General features: G+C 63.2%; 14 protein-coding genes. 5 read left to right on the top strand and 9 right to left on the bottom strand.

Annotated features, from left to right (window positions below; translation table 11 throughout):
* Nucleotides 1-20: 20 nt before the first annotated feature.
* The 5 genes from CXR43_RS15695 (at nucleotide 21) to CXR43_RS15675 (ending at nucleotide 4779) form a co-directional block, all read left to right on the top strand.
* Nucleotides 21-485: a nuclear transport factor 2 family protein gene (locus CXR43_RS15695; RefSeq protein ID WP_103335622.1), complete on the top strand. Its 465-nt coding sequence runs from the start codon at nucleotides 21-23 to the stop codon at nucleotides 483-485.
* A 114-nt stretch (nucleotides 486-599) separates the two neighbouring features.
* Nucleotides 600-1127 carry a TRAP transporter small permease gene (locus CXR43_RS15690; RefSeq protein ID WP_168219857.1) on the top strand — a complete coding sequence of 176 codons (528 nt, stop codon included), beginning with the start codon at nucleotides 600-602 and terminating at the stop codon, nucleotides 1125-1127.
* A gap of 3 nt (nucleotides 1128-1130) precedes the next feature.
* Nucleotides 1131-2402, top strand: coding sequence for a TRAP transporter large permease (locus tag CXR43_RS15685; protein ID WP_103335616.1), 1272 nt, complete (start codon nucleotides 1131-1133; stop codon nucleotides 2400-2402).
* Between the two features lie 30 nt (nucleotides 2403-2432).
* Nucleotides 2433-3422, top strand: coding sequence for a TRAP transporter substrate-binding protein (locus tag CXR43_RS15680; RefSeq protein ID WP_103335613.1), 990 nt, complete (start codon nucleotides 2433-2435; stop codon nucleotides 3420-3422).
* Nucleotides 3423-3480: 58 nt separating this feature from the next.
* Complete coding sequence (locus CXR43_RS15675; protein WP_168219856.1) at nucleotides 3481-4779, top strand: type I glutamate--ammonia ligase; 1299 nt, start codon at nucleotides 3481-3483, stop codon at nucleotides 4777-4779.
* 78 nt (nucleotides 4780-4857) lie between these two features.
* On the opposite strand, the gene CXR43_RS15670 is transcribed toward CXR43_RS15675, so the two are convergent.
* Genes CXR43_RS15670 through CXR43_RS15630 form a run of 9 tightly spaced genes read right to left on the bottom strand, consistent with a single transcriptional unit; the run spans nucleotide 4858 to nucleotide 14090 of the window.
* Nucleotides 4858-6141 carry a TRAP transporter large permease gene (locus CXR43_RS15670; RefSeq protein WP_246831422.1) on the bottom strand — a complete coding sequence of 428 codons (1284 nt, stop codon included), beginning with the start codon at nucleotides 6139-6141 and terminating at the stop codon, nucleotides 4858-4860.
* Entirely contained in the window at nucleotides 6138-6641 is a 504-nt protein-coding gene (locus CXR43_RS15665) for a TRAP transporter small permease (RefSeq protein WP_103335608.1), read from the bottom strand. The genes CXR43_RS15670 and CXR43_RS15665 overlap by 4 nt, the downstream gene beginning before the upstream one ends.
* Nucleotides 6642-6648: 7 nt before the next feature.
* The gene (locus CXR43_RS15660; protein ID WP_103335605.1) at nucleotides 6649-7632 is read right to left on the bottom strand and encodes a TRAP transporter substrate-binding protein; all 984 of its coding nucleotides are present in this window, start codon (nucleotides 7630-7632) and stop codon (nucleotides 6649-6651) included.
* 56 nt (nucleotides 7633-7688) lie between these two features.
* Nucleotides 7689-9137, bottom strand: a complete 1449-nt coding sequence (locus CXR43_RS15655) for an NAD-dependent succinate-semialdehyde dehydrogenase (RefSeq protein WP_103335602.1) — start codon at nucleotides 9135-9137, stop codon at nucleotides 7689-7691.
* Nucleotides 9138-9165: 28 nt separating this feature from the next.
* Nucleotides 9166-10545: an aminotransferase class III-fold pyridoxal phosphate-dependent enzyme gene (locus tag CXR43_RS15650; protein ID WP_103335600.1), complete on the bottom strand. Its 1380-nt coding sequence runs from the start codon at nucleotides 10543-10545 to the stop codon at nucleotides 9166-9168.
* Complete coding sequence (locus CXR43_RS15645; protein WP_103335597.1) at nucleotides 10542-11240, bottom strand: SDR family NAD(P)-dependent oxidoreductase; 699 nt, start codon at nucleotides 11238-11240, stop codon at nucleotides 10542-10544. Before CXR43_RS15645 ends, CXR43_RS15650 begins: the two co-directional genes overlap by 4 nt.
* A complete protein-coding gene (locus CXR43_RS15640; protein WP_168219855.1) occupies nucleotides 11240-12022 on the bottom strand; it encodes an SDR family oxidoreductase in 783 nt (260 codons plus the stop codon). The genes CXR43_RS15645 and CXR43_RS15640 overlap by 1 nt, the downstream gene beginning before the upstream one ends.
* The gene (locus CXR43_RS15635) at nucleotides 12022-12942 is read right to left on the bottom strand and encodes a dihydrodipicolinate synthase family protein (RefSeq protein ID WP_146036536.1); all 921 of its coding nucleotides are present in this window, start codon (nucleotides 12940-12942) and stop codon (nucleotides 12022-12024) included. Before CXR43_RS15635 ends, CXR43_RS15640 begins: the two co-directional genes overlap by 1 nt.
* A complete protein-coding gene (locus tag CXR43_RS15630) occupies nucleotides 12939-14090 on the bottom strand; it encodes an ABC transporter ATP-binding protein (protein WP_103335590.1) in 1152 nt (383 codons plus the stop codon). Before CXR43_RS15630 ends, CXR43_RS15635 begins: the two co-directional genes overlap by 4 nt.
* Nucleotides 14091-14093: the final 3 nt, after the last annotated feature.

Genomic DNA, 14093 nt, shown 5'->3' with positions numbered 1-14093 from the left:
ATTCGGACAAGGATAAGGCGATGAGTCATAGTGCGGCTGTACAGCAACTGATGGACCGCGAGGCGATTGCGGGGGTGATCCGGGCCTATTGCTTTCATTTTGACCGCAACGAGCCAGAGGCGCTTGCCGCCCTTTTCGCGCCTGATGCGGTGGTGGATTACGGGCCGGACGCGACGCTGCTGACTGGGCGGGACGCGATCTTCAAGGGGGTGGCTGCCGGTCTGCAAACCCTGTTTGCGGCGACAAGCCATCATGTGTCCAACATCGATATCCGCTTCGAAACCGCGGATCAGGCGACCAGCATCTGCTATCTTTATGCTTGGCACCGTTATCATTCGGGTGCGCCCGATGGCGAGCTCTGGGCGCAGTATCACCACGCCTTTGTGCGGGATGACACGGGATGGAAGATTACCCGGCTGGTGCTGAAGGCTGCCGGCACCAAGGATTTCCATCGCGCACGGATGCATCCGATTGGCCGGAACTAAGCGCGGCGCATCAGATCGTGAAATGTTCATTATGCGAACAAAAGAAACTATTGCGCACAAATGAATTCTGGTGAACTAATTGAGGAACCGCACCACAACCCGAGGAAAGCGCCTGTGCACAGCATCCTGTCTGCCATCGACAAACTGAATGCCGCGGTGACGGTCCTGGTCGGCCTGCTGCTGATGGTGGTGACGGTGGCGGTCTTCGGGCAGGTGACGGTGCGTTTCGTGCTGACGGCCGGCGGCATCAACATCTCTGCCCCCTGGACCGAGGAACTGGCCCGCTATGCCCTGATCTGGATGGTGTTCCTCGGGGCCGGGGTCGGCGTGCGCCACGCGCAGATGATCGCGCTGGAATTCGGGGTGCGCAGATTGCCGGCGCGGATCGGTATTCCGGTGCGATACCTCTCGATCGTGCTGTGTGTCGCGTTTTTCGCATTGATGGTCTGGGTGGGGATCTCCTTTGTCGATCTGGGCCGGTCTGAAACCAGCCCGGTGCTGGGGATCACCAAGGATTACGTGTATTGGGCCATGCCGGTTGGGGCAGGGTTGATGATCCTCAACGCACTGGCGCTGGTGCTCGATATTGGTCTTTCCGGCCGCGATATCCGCTTCGCCGCCGATGACGCGCCGGAGATCTGAGCCATGGTTCCGCTGATCCTGACGCTGCTGGGCCTGTTCTTTATCAGCGTGCCGATTGCGCTGGCGCTTGGAATGGCGTCACTGCCCATCCTGCTTGACCGGGGCATCCCGCTGATCGCGGTGCCGCAGGTGGTGTTTGAATCGCTGGACAGCTTCACGCTGATGGCGCTGCCGCTCTATGTGCTGGCGGGGCGGCTGATGCAGTTCGGTGGCATTGCCGAGCGGCTGGTCGATCTGGCCAAGGCGCTGCTGGCCTGGGTGCGGGGCGGTCTGGCGGCGGCGGTGGTGCTGACCTCGATGCTGTTTGCCACCATTTCCGGCTCCTCCGCGGCCACGGCGGCGGCGGTCGGGTCAATGCTGATCCCCGAGATGGAAAAGCAGAAATACCCGCGCCCGTTCAGCGCTGCGACCACTGCGGCATCGGGGGAATTGGGCGTGATCATCCCGCCTTCGGTGGCCATGATCATCTATGGCGTGACCACCGGCGTATCGATCACCGATATGTTCATTGCCGGCTTTTTGCCGGGCCTGATGATCGGCCTGTCGCTGATCGCCACGGTGATCCTGATCTCCATGGTCAAGGGCTATGGCGAACGTGAAGCTTTCGTCTTTGGCCCCTATGTCCGCCGGGTCTGGGCGGCCACGGTCCGCGCTTCCTTGTCGCTGTTCCTGCCGGTGATCATCCTGGGCGGCATCTTTGGCGGGATCTTCACCGCGACCGAGGCTGCTGTGGTGGCAGTGGTCTATGCGATGTTCCTGAGCGTGGTTGTCTACCGCGAAATCAGCCTGCGTGACATGCCCCGCATCTTTGCCGGGGCGGCCGTGACCTCGGCCGTGGTGATGATCATCGTGGCCTTCGCCGCCATGTTCGGGTTCGCCCTGCATCTGATGCGCGCGCCGCAGATCATCGGCGGCATGCTGAGCACGGTGACAGACAATCCGCTGATCTTCCTTTTGCTGGTCAACGTGTTCCTGATCGGGGTCGGCATGTTCATGGAAACCTTCGCCGCCATCATCATCCTTGGGCCGATCCTGGCACCCATTGCTGCCAGCTACGGTGTCCACCCCGTGCATTTCGGCATGATCATGATCATCAATCTGGCCGTGGGCATGGTGACGCCGCCGGTGGGCGTCAACCTGTTCATTGCCTGCGGCATCGCCAAGATCTCGATGGAACAGCTGATGCGGCCCCTGCTGGTGTTTCTGGCAGTGCTGATCGGCAACCTGATGCTCATTACCTACGTCCCCGGCATCTCGCTGGCACTGCTTCGATAACCAAAAACCAAACCACAGGAGGAAAGACCCATGAACGCCTTCAAGACCATGATCGCAACCGCCGCCAGCACCTTTGTGCTGGCCGGAGGCGCATCTGCCCAGACCTATGACATGACGCTGGCCCATGTGCTGAGCGACCAGAGCCCGTATCAGGTGATCCTGAACCATTTCTCAGGATTGGTCGAAGACCGCTCCGGCGGGCGGATCAATGTGGAAATCCAGTGCTGCGCGCAGGCCGGGAACGAGACCCGCGCGATCCAGTCGATCCGCACGGGCATTCTGACCGGCGGATTCATCGGCGGGTCCACCCTCGAAACCGTGGTGCCGGCCTACCGCGTTCTGTCGCTGCCCTATCTGTTCGACAACAAGGCGCAGGCCTATGAGATCCTGCAAAGCGACATGGGCCGCGAGATGATGGACCTGCTGGGCGAGTATGACATGTACGGCCTTGGCTTCGGGTCGAGCTATGAGCGCAGCGTGGCGTCGCGCAACCCGGTCAAGATCGAAACGGTCGATGATCTGGCAGGCGTGAAAATCCGCGTACTGCCGACGCCGGGATTTGTCGAGGCGTACAATGCCTTTGGCACCCAGCCGACCCCCATGGCCTATGGCGAATTGTTCATGGCCCTGCAAAACAACGTGGTCGATGCCATCGAAATCTCGCCCGACGCGCTGGTCGCGGACAAGTTTCATGAGACGGTGAACAGCTACACCTTGCTGACCGTGCACCAGTCGACCACCGTGTTCCTGCTGTCGAAATCCTTCTGGGACGGGCTGCCGGATGACCTCAAGGAAATCGTGCAGACGGCGGCCACCGAATCCATTGCTGTCGGGATCGCTGCCCATGACGAACTTGCCGCCGCAGGCATCGAAACCGCCCGCGCCGCCGGGGTCGAGATCATCGAGCCGGAGCTTGGGCCGTTCATGGAAAAGGCCAAGCAGTCCTGGGATGTGATCCTGAAGGACCAGCCAGAGGCACAGGAGTATCTGGCCCGGATCCAGACCGCTCTGGGCCGCTGAACCCAAGGATGGCGCGCCAGTCGCGCGCCATCCCCTTTGACCGATGCGGAGAGATGACATGGCGTCCCCCGGACATTTCCTGTTTCTTGGAAATCAGGATCTGAACGGTATTCTGCGTGGTCGGTCCGTGCCGCAGGCCCGTATGGGCGAAGCCATGGCCAAAGGGCTGCCCTGGGTGCCCGCCAACCTGACCATCGGCGCGCTGAACGGCTTGCCGCCCGACAATGGCTTTGGCGCCTTGGGCGAAATCCGCTTCGTGCCAGACCCTGCCGCCACCGTCACGCTGGGCGGTCATCAGGGCGGGCCGGCCTTTGATCTGGCGCTGTGCGATGCGCGGCAGATGGATGGCACAGCCTGGGCCTGCTGCCCAAGGACTGCGTTGAAAGCCGCCATTGCCGATTTGGCGGCAACGGGGCTGACGATGAAAGTCGCCCTCGAACATGAATTCACCGTCCATGGCTTGAATGAGCCAAACCACGTCGCATTTTCCCTGTCTGCCGGACGCGCCATTGCGCCCTTGGGCCAGAGGGTGATGGATACTCTGGAACGCTCTGGCATCATGCTGGAGCAATTTCAGGCGGAATACGGGGCCTCGCAATTCGAGATCAGTTCGGTGCCCAGCGATCCGCTCAGCGCGGCCGACCGCACGGTTCTGACGCTGGAAACCATCCGCGATGCGGCGCGCTGCATGGGGCTGCGGGCCAGCTTCCTGCCCAAGCCGGCGTTGGATGAGGTGGGCAATGGCGTGCATATCCATTTTTCACTCTGGGATGGCACGCGCAATGTGACCTGCCAGTCGGATTGGCTGACGGGCCGCTCTGCCCCCTTTGTGGCCGGACTGATCGACCATGCGGAAAGCCTCGTGCCACTTACCGTGCTCTCGGCCAATTCCTACGCCCGGCTGCGGCCGCATGCCTGGGTCGGGGCCTTCACCTGTGTCGGCCTGCGCAACCGCGAAGCGATGATCCGGCTGGTGCCACGCGCGCCGGCAGCCGACGGCAGCAGCCCGCGCGCCTCGGTGGAATACCGGGTCTGTGATGCGACCGCGAACATCTATCTGGCACTGGCCGCACTCATCCGCGCCGGGCTGGCCGGCATCGCAGCAGGCAGTCCCTCGCCGCCGGATGTGCAGCTAGACCCTGACACCTTGTCAGCGGAACAGCGGGCGGCGTTGCGGGTGCGCCCGCTGCCTGCAGCTCTGGACGCAGCGCTGACCCCCCAGGCGCTTGCCGATGCAACCACGTGGTTTGGCCCGGATCTGGCGGCGGCCTATTACAGCTGTCGCCGACATGACGCCCTGCAGGCAGCCGATCATAGTTTCGACGCGCTCGCCGCAAAACTGTCGCTGGTGTATTGACGCCACCTGTCGCTTTGGCAGGACAGCCGCCCTTCCGACTGCCCCGTCAGAGACGTCCGATGACCCTGTCCGGGGCATCTATTTCAGATAGCCAGCCAGTTGCGGCAAGATCAGGGTGATCACCGGCACAAAGGTGATCAGCAGCAGCACCGCTGTCATCACCAGCCAGGGCTGCCAGATGTGGCGCACGACCGCCAGAAACGGTCGTCTGGCGATGGTCGCGGCTACGAAGACCGCCCCGCCCAAGGGTGGCGTGATCATCCCGATGGCGCAGTTGAACACCATCACCACACTGAAATGCACCGGGTCGATGCCGTAAGACGCCGCAATCGGCAGCAGGATCGGGCTGAGCAGCAAGATGATGGCAAGGCTTTCCATCACCATGCCCAAGGCCATCAGCAGCACGTTGACGATCAACAGGAACATCCAGAAGTTGTTGATATTGTCGCTGAACCAGATCTTGATCATCTCTGGGAAACCGGCCACGGCAATCAGCCAGTTGAAAGTCGTCGCCGCCGCCACAAGGATCAGAATGCCAGAGGTGAAGGCGCTGGCCTGCACCATGGCGTGTACAAAGCGCGCCCATGTCAATTCGCGGTACACGAAGGCCCCGACGATCAACGCATAGACCACGGCCGCCCCCGCCGCTTCGGTCGGGGTGAAGATGCCGCCGATGATGCCGCCCATGATCACCACCGCCATGCCGAAGGCCGGAACCGCCGCAACAAAGCTGTGCCACAACCGGCGGCCGTTGAACGGCTCTGCGGCGCGGTATTGCGGCCCCCCGCGCGAGGCATGGCGATGCGCGATGTAGAAAAACCCTGGCAAGATCAGCAGGCCCGGTAGGATACCCGCCAGAAACAGTGCCCCGATGGACAGGTTGTTGACCACGCCGATCAGAACCAGCATCAGGCTGGGCGGTATGATCTGTGCCAGCGTGCCAGAGGCAGCAATCAGCGCGGCCGCAAAATCGACATTGTAACGCCGCCGGCGCAATTCGGGTTGCAGCACGGCAGACACCGCCGCCGTATCGGCACTGCCCGACCCCGACATGGCGGCAAGGGCAGTGGCCGCGACGATGGCCACCATCAAGAGGCTGCCGGTCACCCAGCCGATCAGCGCCATGGCAAAATCGACAATCCGCCGGGACAGCCCGCCCGCATCCATCAGCATGCCTGCCAGGATGAAGAAGGGAATGGCCATCAGCGTAAAATTGTTCAAGCCCGAATAAAACCGGTGCGCCAGCAGCACCAGCGGCAGATCGGCATAAAGCACCGAGATCAGCGCGGTCAGCCCCAGCACGAAAAAGATCGGCACGCCCCCTGCAAGCAGCAGCAGGCCCAGTCCGGCAAGCGGCATCATTCTGCCATCTCCATCTCGAACACCGGGGCGAAGGGGTCTGACCATCGGTCTACCACCCGCAGCACCACTTCCAGCGCCATGAAGGACATGCCGACCGGAACCGCCATGAACACGATCCACATCGGCATGAGCAAGGTGGGAGAGGTTTGTGAGGCCCCCTGACGCATGAGAAGAATGCCGCCATAAACCAGCACGGCCAGAAAGATCAAAGACCCCAGGGCAATCAGCACCGAAACCACCCGCGCCGCCCAGAGCGGCAAGGTGGCAGGCAGCGCATCCACAGCAAAGACAGCGCCATGTCGCAGGGCCAGCCCAGCCCCGATACAGGCGAGCCAGACCTGTGCAAAGGCCGCACTTTCCACGGCATTACCCAGTTTGATTGGCAAAAGGTAGCGCCCGATCACCTGCACCGTGACCGCCAGTACCATGAAGCAGAAACAGAGAACTGCAAAGCCTGTGGTCAGGGATCGGAGCAGAGTGATCAGGCGCTTTATGGGCATGCTCAGCCTATTGGTTGATCAGCGCGACAAGACGCTTTTCTTCATCTGTGGTCAGAAACTCCGCGTAGATCGCCTCGGCTGCGGCGCGGAACGGCGCGGGGTCCGGGGTGGTGACGGTCACACCGTTTGCGGTCAGCTCGGCCAGAAGGTTGTCATCGCTCGCCCGCCAGTCCGCCTGCTGATCCTGACCCACCTTGCGGCCCGCATCGAGCAGCGCCGCTTGCGTTTCGGCATCAAGAGACTGGAACTTTGCTTCGGAGATCACGATCGGGTTGGTGTAGAACAGCCAGCTGACCTGTGCCCAGAACGGGGCCACCTCATAGAACTTGGCCGTAAAGTAGTTGGTATTGGCAGCATCCGCACCATCAACCACGCCGGTTTGCAGCGAGCTGTACACTTCGGGATAGGCGATGGCGGTCGCATTGGCCCCGAAAGCGTTGAACGTGGCCACATGGACGGGGTTCTGCACCGTCCGGATCTTGCGCCCGGCCAGATCTTCCATGCCGTTTACCGCAGAGGTGGTCATGATGTGGCGCGGGCCCGATGTCATGAAGCCCAGCAGGCGCAAACCCTTGGGCGCCGCCGCAGCACTCAGCTCATCATAGATCGGGCCGTTCAGCACGCTTTGATAGTGGTCCCAGTCGCGGAACACGAAGGGCATGTTCAGCACGTTCATTTCCGGCACCCAATTGGCCAGCACAGCAGCAGAGGGCGGTGCCATGTCGATGGTGCCAAGCAGGATGCCTTCAACCACCTCCACCTCGCCGCCCAGCTGCGAATTGGGCGAAATGGCAATGGTCACATCACCATTGGTCGCGGCGGCGACCAGTTCGGCCAGTTCGGTCGCCGCACGGTGGTTCGGGTCATCCTCGACCGAAAAATGCGCAAAGCGCAGGCTGGTCTGGGAAAATGCCGGTGCGGCAGCAAGCACCGCGAGGCCAAGGGTCGCAATCGCCCCCCGCATGAAATCCGATCTGGTCAGGGCAAACATTTCGGTGACTCCTTTTGCTGATGGTTCAGTTTGCTGCAGGGGCGCGTCGCGGCGGGTCAAAGCCCGCCGATGCACGTGTATTTCAGGTCCAGAAAATCCTCGATCCCCTGGCGCCCGCCTTCGCGGCCCATGCCGGATTCCTTGATCCCGCCAAATGGGGCTTCGGGCGTGACGATCAGCACCTCGTTGATGCCGAGAAGCCCGTAGCCCAACTGGTCCTGCAGGCGGAATACGCGGCGCATGTCCTGGGTAAAGGCATAGGCGGCCAGTCCGTATTCGGTGTCATTGGCGAGGCTGATCGCCTGATCTTCGGTGTCAAACTTGTAGACGGCGGCAACAGGGCCAAAGATTTCCTCAGAGCTGAACCGCATGTCCGGGGTGGCGTTGCTGATCACGGTGGGCTGGAAGAACAGCCCGCCGCGCGCGTGCCGCCCGCCGCCGGTGACCAGCTGGCCGCCTTTGTCGAGCGCATCGGCCAGAAGGCCCTCCATCTTCTCGACCGCCGCTTCGTCGATCATCGGGCCTTGTTCGGCCCCGGCCTCATCGCCCGGCGCGACCTTGAGCGCGGCAACCCGTTCGGCAAAGGCAGCGGTGAAGCGGTCGTAGATGCCCGATTGTACATAAAGCCGGTTGGTGCAGATGCAGGTTTGCCCAGCATTGCGGAACTTGGCGGTAATGGCGCCACTGACCGCACGGTCCAGATCGGCGTCGTCAAACACGATGAAGGGCGCATTGCCGCCCAGTTCCATCGACACCCTCTTGACCGTGCCGGCGGCGGCGCGGATCAGGTCTTTGCCGATCTCGGTTGACCCGGTGAAGGTGATCTTGCGTACCTTGGGGTTGGCCATGATCTCGCCGCCGATGGCGCGGGCGCTGCCGGTCAGCACATTGACCACGCCGGCCGGGAAGCCCGCCTGTTCCGCCAACTGCCCCCAGACCAGCCCCGACAGCGGCGTGGCACTGGCCGGTTTCACCACCACCGTACAGCCCGCAGCCAGTGCCGGCCCGATCTTGCGCGCCAGCATGGATGAGGGGAAATTCCACGGCGTGATCGCGGCCACCACCCCCACCGGATGCTTGGTCGTCATCAGCCGCCGCCCGGCGACAGGCGAGGGGATGATCTCGCCATAGATCCGGCGCGCCTCTTCGGCGAACCACAGCACATAGGCCGCGCTGGAGCCAACCTCGGCCCGCGCTTCGGACAGGGGTTTGCCCTGTTCGGCGGTCATCATCCGGGCCAGAGGCTCTTGCTGATCCATGATCGCCTGATGCAGGCGGCGCAGCATGGCCACACGTTCATTCAGCGGCAGGGCAGCATAGGCGGGAAAGGCGGCATGGGCGGCATCAATCGCACGGCGCGTCTCATCTGCGCCCGCATTGGGCACACGGGCGATGACCGTGCCATTGGCGGGATTGGTCACCTCGATCATGGTGCCAGCGTCTGCACCGACCCAAGCGCCGCCGATCAGGTTCGCCTCACGCACAAGATGGGAAAAATCAGTCATGTCTTCGTCCTTGTCATTGCGGCTTTTGTCAGCCCAGAACCTCGGCCACCGCGTCCTTGAGGGCGGACACCAGACGGTCCGCCTCTGGCACGGTCAGGCACAAGGGCGGCGCGAAGCCGACGATATTTCCTTCGGGCAAAGGCCGCGCGATCACGCCGCGCGTCAGCATGGCGGCGGTGATCTTGGGCACCACGGTCATCGGCGCGAACCATTCGCGCTTGCCCGGATCGGCCATGAACTCGACCGCGAGCATCAGCCCTTCACCGCGGATTTCCGCCACATGCGGATGGGTGCCCAGCGCGTCTTGCAACGCACCCTTGAAATGGGCACCCACCCGCCCCGCATTGGCCACCAGCCCCAGACTGTCGACCAATTCCAGTGTTGCCACACCCGCCGCGGCACAGACCGGATGGGCAGAATAGGTAAAGCCATGCGCCAGCATCCCATGCTCTTCCGAGCCGGTCAGCAGCACATCCATCACGCGGGTCGAGATGATCGACCCCGACAAGGGCGCATAGGCCGAGGTCAGGCCCTTGGCCACGGTGATGAAATCGGGGCGCAGACCAAAATGGTCCGACCCGAACATCGACCCGGTACGACCAAAGCCTGTCACCACCTCATCCGCGATGAGCAGGATGCCGTGACGGTCCAGCACCTCTTGCACCCGCGCCCAGTAGCCGGGGGGCGGCGGGATGATGCCGCCGGTGCCCATGGCCGGTTCGCCCGCGAAGGCAGCGATGGTGTCCGGGCCCTCGGTTTCGATCATCTGCTCCAGCTCGGCGATCAGCCAGTTCAGATAAGTGTCCTCGTCCATGTCATCCTGCGGCCGGCGCAGGTGGTGCGGGGTATGGGTGTGCAGGAAACCGGGCAAGGGCAGGCCCATGCGGGCGTGATAGCCGGGCAAGCCGGTCATGGAACCAGACACGATGCCCGAGCCATGATAGCCCCGCCAGCGCGAGATGATCTTGCGCCGCTGCGGCTCGCCGCGCAGGATGTGGTAGTGCCAGGCCAGCTTGACGTTGGTTTCATTGGCGTCAGACCCGGACAGCCCAAAGAACACCCGGCTCATATGCGCGGGGGCACGGTCCATCACCATCTTGGCCAGACGGATGGCAGGCTCATTCCCATGGCCGCCAAAGCTGTGGAAAAATGCCAGATCATGCGCCTGTTTCGCCATCGCATCGGCGATTTCCGGGCGACCGTAACCGGCATTCACGCAATAGAGCGCGGCAAAGCCATCAAGAAAGCGGTTCCCGTCACGGTCGACAATCGTGCTGCCCTCTCCGCCCGTAACAATGCGGCCTGCGACCATGCCCTTGGCGTGGTTGGCAATATGCGTGGTGGGATGCAGGAAATGCGCGGCATCCCAGGCGGCAAGATCATCATTCAGGCGCGGATCAAGGGTCATATCAGGCTCTCCAGCCGGGTGTTGGCAATCAGTTCAGGCACGCTGGCCTGATTGGGCAGCGACAGGACAAAGGCGACCATGCCGGCAACGGTGTCCGGGGTCAGCCGATCGGGTTTCGGGGTGGCCCCGACCACATTGGCCAAGAGGTCAGTGTCGATGGCCCCGGGGCACAGCGCGGTGGCGCGCACGCCATCATCCCAGGCGGCGGCGCGCACGGCCTGCGTCATCGAGAGCAGCGCGTGCTTGGTCATCGAATAGCCGACACTGGTGCCTTGCCGGTAGCGCTTGGCGTCGGTGGAGGCGATGTTGACCACCCGCCCCTGCCCGGTTTTGCGCAGATGCGGCAGGGTGGCGCTGATCAGGCGGAACGGGGCCTTGACGTTGACCTGCCACATCGCGTCCAGATCATCCTCGGTGCCGCGGTCAAAATCGACCATCTTCATGATGCCTGCGTTGTTCACCAGCGCGTCAATCTGACCAAAGCGTTCTGCCGCTGCGTCTACCCAGGCAGAGGCCGCAGCAGGATCGGTCGCGTCAAACGCCACCGCCTGCACCCGATCCGGCAGCCCGAATTGTTTCGCTTGCGAAACATCGCGCAGGCCGAGCGACAAGGACCAGCCATCGGCCAGCAAGCGGGTGGCAATCGCGGCCCCAAGCCCACGCCCGCCGCCGGAGAGAAGGGCCACCCGTGCCATCAGAACAGCCCCTGATAGACGCCACCATCATTGACGATGTTTTGCCCCGAGATGAACCCGGCCTGTGCCGAGCACAGAAAGGCGATCAGATCGCCACATTCGGACGGATCACCCAGACGGCCCGCCGGACAGGTTTCCAGCCGGTTTTTCAAAATGGCCTCATAGGTGGTGTTGCCGCGCTTGGCGTGGCCGTGCAGGTTGGTGTGCAGCGCGTCGGTATCGAACAGGCCGGGGCAGACGGTGTTGACGGTCACATTATGCGGCAACAATTCGCGCGACATTGCCGCCACCGCACCCGACAGCGCCAGACGGGCGGCGTGGGAATGGGCAAAGCCCACCTGCGGGAACTTAATGAAACTGACGCTCATGTTCACGACGCGGCCAAAGCGCCGCTCGATCATCCCCGGCGTCACCGCCTGGATCATTTCCACCGAGGACAGGAAATGCACCTCAAGCCAGTGCCGCCAATCTTCGGAGGTGATCTGCGCCGAAGGGGTGGGCACCTGCCGCACGCCAGGGTTGTTCACCAGAATATCCACCTCGCCGGCCGCCGCCAGAATTTCGGCACGGCCCTCGGCGGTGTTGAAATCCACCGCGACCGGAATCGCCTCGACCCCGAATTCGGCGTGGATCGCGCGAGCCGCCTCTTCCAGCGGGCCTGCGCTGCGAGCGTTCATCACGACCGACACACCTTCGCGTGCCAGGGACCGCGCCGCCGCAAATCCCAGCCCCCGCGATGCAGCGGTCACAATGGCCCGCCGCCCCTTCAATCCCAGTTCCATCATGCCACCTTTGCATTCGGCGCCAACAGCGCCTCCATTCCGGCCTTCAGCCCTTGCAACGGCGCGCCCGACAGCGCGCGAAGCGGTGGGCGCGGCTCGCCGCCACCGGGCAGACCGAGGAAATTCATAGCAGCCTTGGTGGCCGGATAAAGCGAGCGCCCCTCGGTGGTGAAAAGTTCGGTCATCTCGATCCCGGTGCGCTGCAAAGCCCAGGCTTCGTCCATCCGCCCCGCCTTTGTGGCATGCCACAGGTCGAGGCAGCCCTTGTCCCAGACGTTGGGGAAGCAGTCGATCAGCCCATCCGCGCCGGCCAGCGTGGCCGCGACGCCGAAAACCGAAGACGGACCGCAATAGACCCGGATCCGGTCACGCACCTGCATCAGGGTGGCGTGAAAATTCTTCCAGTCGCCCGAGGATTCCTTGATCGCCACCACATTGTCCAGATCGGCCAGGCGGCTGGCGATGGACGGGGTGATGGCATTTCCGGCATTGCCGGGGATGTTGTAGAGCACGATGGGCAGGACACTGGCCGCGTTGACCGCCTCGAAATGGGCGATGATCTCGGCTTCGGTCAGATGCGCGAAGAACGGTGGCAACACCAGCACGCCATCGCCGCCCGCTTCCTTGATCGCGTGGATCTGCTCGATCACCTCACCCTCGCGGATGGCCCCGGTGCCCACGATGGCGGGGCCGCGCCCGCGGCAAGCGTCGGCGGTCAGTTTGGCCAGCCGCGCGCGTTCCTTGAAGCTGAGCGCCCAGAACTCCCCGGTGCAGCCCGCCGCCACCATGCCGGTTGATCCGGCAGCAAAGAGGCGGTCGATATTGGCTGTGAACGACTCTTCGTCAATCGACAGATCCTTGCGGAAGGGCGTGGTGATCGCGGGCATTGGACCCGCCCAGTCGACAGAATGGCGATTCAAGACAGAACTCCTTTGGAAGCCACACGCAGGGGTGTGGCGATATTGAAAGCTTCATCGGCATCAGCGGTGCCGGAAGGATGGTTCAGCCGGGCCCCTTGCGGGCCCGCTGCAAAGACATGAGCGCGCGCGGCGTCTAGCGTGACCGGAACACGGTCGCCAATGCGCAAAGCGGGCGTGCCGGGGATACGGGCGATGACCCGCACGCCGGGCGCAATGGCGACCGTGACAATGGTTTCATGCCCGGTTGCCTCGGTCAGCACCACCTCACCGGTCAGATCGCCGCTGCCAAGGTGCACATCCTCGGGGCGGATGCCAAAGGCGGCGGCTCCAGGCTTGGCACTGTCGATCAGCCGGGGCAGGCGCAGGCGCAGGCCTTCGGTTTCAAAGGCCCAGCCGTTGCCAGATTGTACAAGCATGCCATCCATCAGCGTCATGCCCGGCGTGCCGATGAAACCGGCAACAAACCGGTTGGCGGGCCTGGCGTAGACTTCGGCCGGGGGGGCAAACTGTTGCAGGTTGCCGCCTTCCATGATGGCGATGCGGTCGGCCATGGTCATCGCCTCCAGCTGGTCATGGGTGACGTAAACCATGGTGCGGCCAAGGCGGCGGTGCAGTTCGATCAATTCTGCCCGCAGTTGGCTGCGCAGCTTGGCGTCAAGGTTTGACAGCGGCTCGTCGAGCAGAAACACCTTGGGGTCGCGGATCAGCGCCCGGCCCAGAGCCACACGCTGTTGCTGGCCCCCGCTGAGCTGTTTGGGCTTGCGGTCCAGCAGGGCCGTGAGGTGCAGCATTTCGGCAGTCTTGGCGACCATCGGGCCGCGCTCGGCCTTTGGCACGCCCCGTTTCTTGAGCGGATAGGCGATGTTTTCGGCCACCGTCATATGCGGGTAGAGCGCATAAGACTGGAACACCATGGCGATGTCCCGCTCTCCCGGTGGCAGATCATTCACCCGGCGGTCCCCGATGATGATGTCGCCGGAGGTGGGAAACTCCAGTCCCGCCAGCATGCGCAGGGTGGTGGTCTTGCCGCAGCCTGACGGGCCAAGCAGGGCCACGAATTCGCCGGACTTGATTGACAGGTCCAGCCCGTGCAGCGCGGTAAAGGTTCCGAAGGATTTGACGACGGTGCGGAAATCGACATTGGCCATGGG

The sequence above is a fragment of the Pseudotabrizicola formosa genome (assembly GCF_002900965.1).
In the GTDB taxonomy this organism is placed as follows: Bacteria; Pseudomonadota; Alphaproteobacteria; order Rhodobacterales; family Rhodobacteraceae; genus Pseudotabrizicola; species Pseudotabrizicola formosa.
Note: the sequence above shows the minus strand (reverse complement) of the source record. Positions and strands in the feature narration are given on the sequence as shown.

Coding starts and splice junctions, on each gene's coding strand:
- CXR43_RS15695 (WP_103335622.1), top strand. CDS start 21: ATGAGTCATAGTGCGGCTGTACAGCAACTGATGGACCGCGAGGCGATT.
- CXR43_RS15685 (WP_103335616.1), top strand. CDS start 1,131: ATGGTTCCGCTGATCCTGACGCTGCTGGGCCTGTTCTTTATCAGCGTG.
- CXR43_RS15680 (WP_103335613.1), top strand. CDS start 2,433: ATGAACGCCTTCAAGACCATGATCGCAACCGCCGCCAGCACCTTTGTG.
- CXR43_RS15675 (WP_168219856.1), top strand. CDS start 3,481: ATGGCGTCCCCCGGACATTTCCTGTTTCTTGGAAATCAGGATCTGAAC.
- CXR43_RS15670 (WP_246831422.1), bottom strand. CDS start 6,141: ATGATGCCGCTTGCCGGACTGGGCCTGCTGCTGCTTGCAGGGGGCGTG.
- CXR43_RS15665 (WP_103335608.1), bottom strand. CDS start 6,641: ATGCCCATAAAGCGCCTGATCACTCTGCTCCGATCCCTGACCACAGGC.
- CXR43_RS15660 (WP_103335605.1), bottom strand. CDS start 7,632: ATGTTTGCCCTGACCAGATCGGATTTCATGCGGGGGGCGATTGCGACC.
- CXR43_RS15655 (WP_103335602.1), bottom strand. CDS start 9,137: ATGACTGATTTTTCCCATCTTGTGCGTGAGGCGAACCTGATCGGCGGC.
- CXR43_RS15650 (WP_103335600.1), bottom strand. CDS start 10,545: ATGACCCTTGATCCGCGCCTGAATGATGATCTTGCCGCCTGGGATGCC.
- CXR43_RS15645 (WP_103335597.1), bottom strand. CDS start 11,240: ATGGCACGGGTGGCCCTTCTCTCCGGCGGCGGGCGTGGGCTTGGGGCC.
- CXR43_RS15640 (WP_168219855.1), bottom strand. CDS start 12,022: ATGGAACTGGGATTGAAGGGGCGGCGGGCCATTGTGACCGCTGCATCG.
- CXR43_RS15630 (WP_103335590.1), bottom strand. CDS start 14,090: ATGGCCAATGTCGATTTCCGCACCGTCGTCAAATCCTTCGGAACCTTT.